The 6,000-nt window shown below is 43.7% G+C and carries 6 protein-coding genes and 7 tRNA genes (1 of these 13 running past the window's edge); all 13 read right to left on the reverse strand.

The window, feature by feature from the left end; translation table 11 throughout:
• Window positions 1-44: 44 nt before the first annotated feature.
• The gene (locus tag A5877_RS08700; protein WP_086316711.1) at window positions 45-1,406 is read right to left on the reverse strand and encodes an NlpC/P60 family protein; all 1,362 of its coding nucleotides are present in this window, start codon (window positions 1,404-1,406) and stop codon (window positions 45-47) included.
• Window positions 1,407-1,592: 186 nt separating this feature from the next.
• Window positions 1,593-2,102 carry a rod shape-determining protein MreD gene (gene mreD, locus A5877_RS08705; protein ID WP_008381673.1) on the reverse strand — a complete coding sequence of 170 codons (510 nt, stop codon included), beginning with the start codon at window positions 2,100-2,102 and terminating at the stop codon, window positions 1,593-1,595.
• 2 nt (window positions 2,103-2,104) lie between these two features.
• A complete protein-coding gene (mreC, locus tag A5877_RS08710) occupies window positions 2,105-2,962 on the reverse strand; it encodes a rod shape-determining protein MreC (RefSeq protein WP_005232949.1) in 858 nt (285 codons plus the stop codon).
• Window positions 2,963-3,104: 142 nt separating this feature from the next.
• Window positions 3,105-3,737: a thiamine diphosphokinase gene (locus tag A5877_RS08715; protein WP_086316712.1), complete on the reverse strand. Its 633-nt coding sequence runs from the start codon at window positions 3,735-3,737 to the stop codon at window positions 3,105-3,107.
• Window positions 3,738-4,391, reverse strand: coding sequence for a ribulose-phosphate 3-epimerase (rpe, locus tag A5877_RS08720; protein ID WP_005232947.1), 654 nt, complete (start codon window positions 4,389-4,391; stop codon window positions 3,738-3,740).
• Window positions 4,392-4,400: 9 nt separating this feature from the next.
• The gene (gene rsgA / locus A5877_RS08725) at window positions 4,401-5,285 is read right to left on the reverse strand and encodes a ribosome small subunit-dependent GTPase A (protein WP_005232946.1); all 885 of its coding nucleotides are present in this window, start codon (window positions 5,283-5,285) and stop codon (window positions 4,401-4,403) included.
• Window positions 5,286-5,387: 102 nt separating this feature from the next.
• Window positions 5,388-5,461, reverse strand: a tRNA-Pro gene (locus tag A5877_RS08730).
• A 30-nt stretch (window positions 5,462-5,491) separates the two neighbouring features.
• Window positions 5,492-5,565: transfer RNA gene (locus tag A5877_RS08735), tRNA-Arg, on the reverse strand.
• An 11-nt stretch (window positions 5,566-5,576) separates the two neighbouring features.
• Window positions 5,577-5,662: transfer RNA gene (locus tag A5877_RS08740), tRNA-Leu, on the reverse strand.
• A gap of 18 nt (window positions 5,663-5,680) precedes the next feature.
• Window positions 5,681-5,752 (reverse strand) — tRNA-Gly (locus A5877_RS08745).
• A 10-nt stretch (window positions 5,753-5,762) separates the two neighbouring features.
• Window positions 5,763-5,835 (reverse strand) — tRNA-Thr (locus A5877_RS08750).
• Between the two features lie 7 nt (window positions 5,836-5,842).
• Window positions 5,843-5,924 (reverse strand) — tRNA-Leu (locus tag A5877_RS08755).
• 14 nt (window positions 5,925-5,938) lie between these two features.
• Window positions 5,939-6,000, reverse strand: a tRNA-Lys gene (locus A5877_RS08760); it runs 11 nt beyond the window's last position.

Genomic DNA, 6,000 nt, shown 5'->3' on the forward strand with positions numbered 1-6,000 from the left:
AAAGCTGACGTAAAACGCCAGCTTTTGAAATAGCTTCAATTGATTTAGTTTACGCGCACCGCGAAATCTGGTGAGTAATAAGAGTAACTGCTGACAGAAACATTTTGACCAGGTGTTGGTGCATGAACGTATTGTCCGTTACCCATAGCGATCGCCACGTGGTGTGTGCTTCCGCGGCTACCCCAGAATAACAAGTCACCGGCTTTTGCTTCGTTGATCGAAATTACCGTACCGGAAAATTCTTGTGCGTACGTTACCCGTGGTAATGAGATCCCAACTTTAGCAAATACATATTGTGTAAAGCCAGAACAGTCAAAGCCGTCTGGTGTCGTACCACCCCAAACATAAGGGGTACCAATGTATTTCATTGCTTCTGCTACGATTGCTGAACCATTGACCGTTTGTGCGGGTGCAGGAGTACTGCTTGAACCGTTGCTGCTATTATTTGATCCTTGGTTGTTATTGCTATTGTTATTATTGGCAGGTGTCGATGGGGTCGTATTTGCTGAACCGCTGCCTTGTGATGAACTGCCTTGCGTAGTATCAGTCGTCGTACTAGAATTTGTTGTGGCGCTTGATGTCGTTGAATTCGACGTTGAAGATTCGCTTGCTGCTGCTTCCTGAGTAGCTGCTTCAGCTGCTGCCGCTTCTTGAGCCGCTGCTTCTTGTGCTGCTTGTTCACGAGCTGCTGCTGCCGCCGCTTCTTCTGCAGCGATGCGAGCTTGTTCTGCTTCGTATTCTTCTTTTTGTTTTTCTAAATCAGCTTTTTCATCTTCTTTAGATGCTTGTTGAACAGCCAATTCCGCTTGCAAAACATTCAAATCAGCTTGTTTGGCTTGTAGATCCCCTAATTGTGTTTCTAATTCAAATTGGTTCGCTGCGATCTCTGCCAATTTATCGTCGTTTTCCGCTTTTTTCGCTTCAACTGCTTCTTGGTCTGCCTTTTGTTGATCTACAAGATCTTTGTTAGCATTGACGATCGTCGTCATTGCTTGCACACGGCCAATAGCATCTGTTAAAGAGTCAGCTTCTAATACAGCATCAATAAAGTTCGTGCTTTGTCCATTGACTTGAACATCACGAGCTTGTTTTTGGATCGCTTCTTCACGCTTTTCGATTCTGACTTTCAAATCGGCAATTTCTTGCTTCAACTTTTCAGAATCCGCACGCAAATCCCCTTGTTGTTGCAACAAAGTTTGGGCTTTTTCATTGATTGCAGTCACGTCGCTTTCAAGTGCTGCTACTTGTGACTGGATGCTCGCTTGCTGGTTTTGCAAGTCAGAGATCTCTTGATTTTTTTCTTCAATTTTATTGTCAAAATCTGATGCAAAGACAAGTGTCGGTGCTGCTGCAGAAGTAAGAACAATTGAACTTACTAACAATAAAGATAAAATTCGCTTTTTCACTCTTCATTCCTCCGGCTGTTGCTTCCCCTAATATGGTTTTTTTATGTATAAATGCTTAAGAATACCTAAAGTCCTTCACGATAGTGTGATTGTAACACAGCCGTATGTCAGAGAGATAAAAGGAATATTACAAAAACATTTCAATCTCTGTTATTTTTATACAGTCAAACGCAAAAAAAAATGAAGCTATTCGTCTTTGAATAGCTTCATGAATGGAACAACTAAAAGGATAAACAAAAGGATGTTCAATAAAAGCGTTGGTGCTAAAAAGCGGGAAACAAAGAATGACGTGCTAACTGATGCGATCTTAAACAGCAATTGAACCCCCAATGTCACAACTTCTAAGCTGGTAACAAAGATGATCATTCCGAAAAACATGGTAAATACATTTTGATAAAGCGTATTTTTCAAAATATACATAATCCACACGATCAAGGGAAACGCCACCGTGTAGATGCCGATCACACCGACATAATACACGTCATAGAGACAGCCGATCACCAGCGCCGTGGTAATCAAAAAGTTTTTCGGCAAATACTTCGCGCCACATAAAAGGGCGATCAATAAAAGATGCGCACTGGCGATATAATTGTCTTGGGTCCATTTTTCCAAAAAACGCGTCAGTTGTCCATCTGCCAACATCATCAAAAAGAAGACGCCCGCTGCCAGGTATTTGATGTAGTCATGCTTTTTCATGGCTATTCCTCACCTGCCAAGCGTTTGATAATCGTTACTGCTTGAATATCATACATTTGGGCATACGGTTTTACAAATACTTGGGTATCAAGACCAAACTCATCTTTGGTGGTACGGATCACTGTTCCGATCGCTAAGTCGGCGGGCGAGTTTCCTCCTAATCCAGAGGTCTGCACGACATCGCCTTCCTTCAGCTCATTGTCCCCCGTCAATTGGGTAATGACTAAGGAACGTTCTTTTTGATCGTAACTACTTAGGATCCCAAAGTTTGACCCATCTTCGCCGCTGATCCGAACCGGATAGTGGTTGGAATTCTGGTTTTCAGAAGTCAAAAGTTCAATTTTAGAAGAAGCTGCATTGACCTCAATGACACGACCAATCAAGCCTTTTTGCGACATGACTGCCATGTTGACCTCAACGCCATCTCTTGAGCCTCGGTCCACGATCAGCATATCTTGCCAAGTATCAGGTGACCGATTGATGACATTGGCGGAGATCCGTTCATAATTCGTCAAGGTTGCATTCAGCTCTAGCTCTTCTTTCAAGGCATCGATTTCTCTTTGCGCATTGTCCTTCGCTTGTTCCAGTTCCTCAAAACTGTCCAATTTCTCTTTTAAACGTTCATTTTCTTCATAGGTCACAAACAAATTTTTGACTGAATTGGCACCATTTTCGATCCAACGAAAAGGAGCGGTAATCATTTTATCGATAAAGCCAACGGAGTCATTGACCGTAGATTGCACGGCATTGGTGGAGTTTCCCGCTGCTCGGCGGGCGATCGTCACGCTTAATACGGTGACAACTAAAATCACAATAATCAATGTGATGATAATATTTTTATTAGGATTAAACTTTTTCACAAAGACACCTCAAATAATTCCAAACTGTAGTTCCAATTTTACCATTAATACCCTGCAAACAAAAGCTAAGTTGTCCGTCTTAATGTTTTTTTTGTAATTAAGTTTCTGAAATTTTCAACAAAAAAAAGAGACGTTCCGTCTCTTAATCACAACTTTGAATGACTGCTATCATCCCGCTGCTAAAGGAAAAACCTGCTGTTTGTGTCAGAAATTCATTGCTAGCATAAGAAGTTGGGTACGGTACTTGGACGTTTTCTAATAAATACTTGCTACCTGTTAACGTCAAATCTGTTACCGGCGTCAAACAGCAATACGCCAAATACTGCATCCCGGGTTCTTTTTCCAATTGATAGGTGCCTGGTAAAAAGAACTGAACGACATTTTGACGATCTAAAAAACGCAGATTTGGGGCAAATGGACGAAACCGATCTTCTAAAACTAACCACAGATTGGCTAAAAGATGGTCAAGGCGTCCCCCCGTTGCACCAATCACGTCGATTTGCGCTTCTGAATAAAGACGCAACGTCTCAACCAATGCCAATTGAGTATCTGTATCATCTTTTTCAGCAGGGGCTTGGATCACTGTCTTAACTTGTTGTTTGACCGCTTGCAGTTCTGCTGCGGTCAGGGAGTCGAAATCACCGATTGCCAGATCGACTGGCCGTTGGTGCTGAAGCAAAAACAGGGCCCCACGATCAATTCCAATGTATTTATCATACGCCATCAACTGTGGCCAATTTTCAGGACTTCCACCTGCCGCTAACAAAATCTTCATTTATTGCAAAGCTTCTTTCAAGGCTCTGATTTGCGCCGCAGGTTCATCGGCATCGTAAATATAGCTTCCTGCTACAAAGACATTTGCGCCTGCTTCCAGGCAGCGTTTGGCTGTCTCAGGAACGATCCCGCCATCTACTTCGATATCATAATGGTAGCCTTTTTCTTCTTTTAAAGCAGCCAGCGCCGCAATTTTTTCCAGTGATTCTTCAATAAAGGATTGCCCACCAAACCCTGGATTAACCGTCATAACTAACACTTGATCACACATGGATAAAACATGTTCAATGGCTGAAACTGGTGTACCTGGGTTGATGACGATTTCTGCTTTGACATTTTCTGCCACAATCATTTGGATCGCACGATGGATATGAGGCGTTGCTTCCGCGTGGATACCAATGATATCTGCTCCAGCTTCCGCGAAGGCATGGATATACTTTTCTGGCTCGGTGATCATTAGATGAACATCCAACGGCAGCTTGGTAACTGGGCGAATCGCTTTAACGATGTTTGGGCCTAAGGTAATATTAGGAACGAAATGACCGTCCATCACGTCTACGTGAATGTAATCTGCGCCATGGCGCTCTACCAGCTCAATGTCTCTTTGAAGATTTGCAAAATCGGCACTTAAAATAGATGGTGCTAGTTTCATCATGCTTTTCCCTCACTTTTTCTTCTTTTTATAAACCGGACGTCGGTTTTCAATCTCTTCTAAAAATTGCACGTAGTTTTTGTAACGAGTTTCAGCAATCTCATTTGCTGCAACTCCCTGTTTAACTGCACAATCAGGTTCATTGAGGTGCATACACTCCCTAAAGCGGCAGTTGGAAGCTACTGCTAAAAAATCAGGGAAGAGCTTTGGTAACTCTACTGCTTCGATTTCCAGAAAATCGATCGAACTAAATCCTGGTGTATCGGCAACCAATCCATCACAAATCGGCAAAAGCTCCACATGACGGGTCGTATGTTTCCCCCGTCCGAGAGATTCTGAGATCACTCCTGTTTCCAATGCCAATTCCGGGACGATTCGATTCAATAGCGTAGACTTTCCAGCACCGGATTGCCCCATAAAGACAGTGATCCGCTCAGGGAAGTACCGTTGAAGTTCCAATAGATCTTCGCCTTCTGCTTTTGACGTGATCACGTGGTAGCCAATTGCTTGATAGGTCTCCTCAATTGCTTTCATTGCGGCAAGATCTTTCACAAGATCCGCTTTTGTCAAAAAGATGATCGGTTCGATCCCCTCATACTCTAAGGTCACCAAAAAGCGATCCAATAGATTATAGGAAAAGTTCGGCTCAACTAGACTTGTCACGACCACTCCTTGATCCACATTTGCGACTGGCGGTCGAACCAGCTCATTTTTTCGCGGCAAGATCTCTAAAAGATAGCCGTCTGTTTGATTGCTGCTTTCAAAAATCACTTCATCCCCAACCAAAGGAGTGATTTTTCGATTTCGAAAATTTCCTCGAGCGCGGGTTTGAAAGATTTCATCTTCTGATGCCACATAATAAAATCCGCTTAGCGCTTTGATGATTTGTCCCTTCAAACAATTTCCTCCTCGTTTTTTACTATTGTATCATATTTTCAGGTCTTCTCACTGGCTGAAAACACAAAAAAGCCTGAAGCGAATGCTTCAGGCATCAAAAAATCGGGAAGACAGGATTCGAACCTGCGACCCCTTGGTCCCAAACCAAGTGCTCTACCAAGCTGAGCTACTTCCCGATAATAAAAATGAAACAAATAAAAAGACTACGCGCCCAAGAGGAGTCGAACCCCTAACCTTTTGATCCGTAGTCAAACACTCTATCCAATTGAGCTATGGGCGCATATTATGAAATGCCGAGGACCGGAATCGAACCGGTACGGTGATCACTCACCGCAGGATTTTAAGTCCTGTGCGTCTGCCAGTTCCGCCACCCCGGCTGAAAATTGCTAAGGCAAAGCGGAAAACGGGGTTCGAACCCGCGACCCCCACCTTGGCAAGGTGGTGCTCTACCACTGAGCTATTTCCGCGTATTCCTGATGCCGGCTAAAGGACTTGAACCCTCGACCCTCTGATTACAAATCAGATGCTCTACCAACTGAGCTAAGCCGGCAATGAAGTGCGGGTGAAGGGACTTGAACCCCCACGCCCGAAGGCGCTAGATCCTAAATCTAGTGCGTCTGCCAATTCCGCCACACCCGCATAGGTTATTACTATGAGTCGTACAGGGCTCGAACCTGTGACCCTCTGATTAAAAGTCAGATGCTCTACCAACTGA

This window comes from Enterococcus sp. 3C7_DIV0644 (genome assembly GCF_002141235.1).
Classification (GTDB): Bacteria; Bacillota; Bacilli; order Lactobacillales; family Enterococcaceae; genus Enterococcus_D; species Enterococcus_D entomosocium.

What these genes read in the sequence shown, in the direction of transcription:
- mreD (WP_008381673.1), bottom strand. Translation starts at nt 2,102, where the DNA reads ATGAAAAAGCATGACTACATCAAATACCTGGCAGCGGGCGTCTTCTTT.
- A5877_RS08715 (WP_086316712.1), bottom strand. Translation starts at nt 3,737, where the DNA reads ATGAAGATTTTGTTAGCGGCAGGTGGAAGTCCTGAAAATTGGCCACAG.
- rpe (WP_005232947.1), bottom strand. Translation starts at nt 4,391, where the DNA reads ATGATGAAACTAGCACCATCTATTTTAAGTGCCGATTTTGCAAATCTT.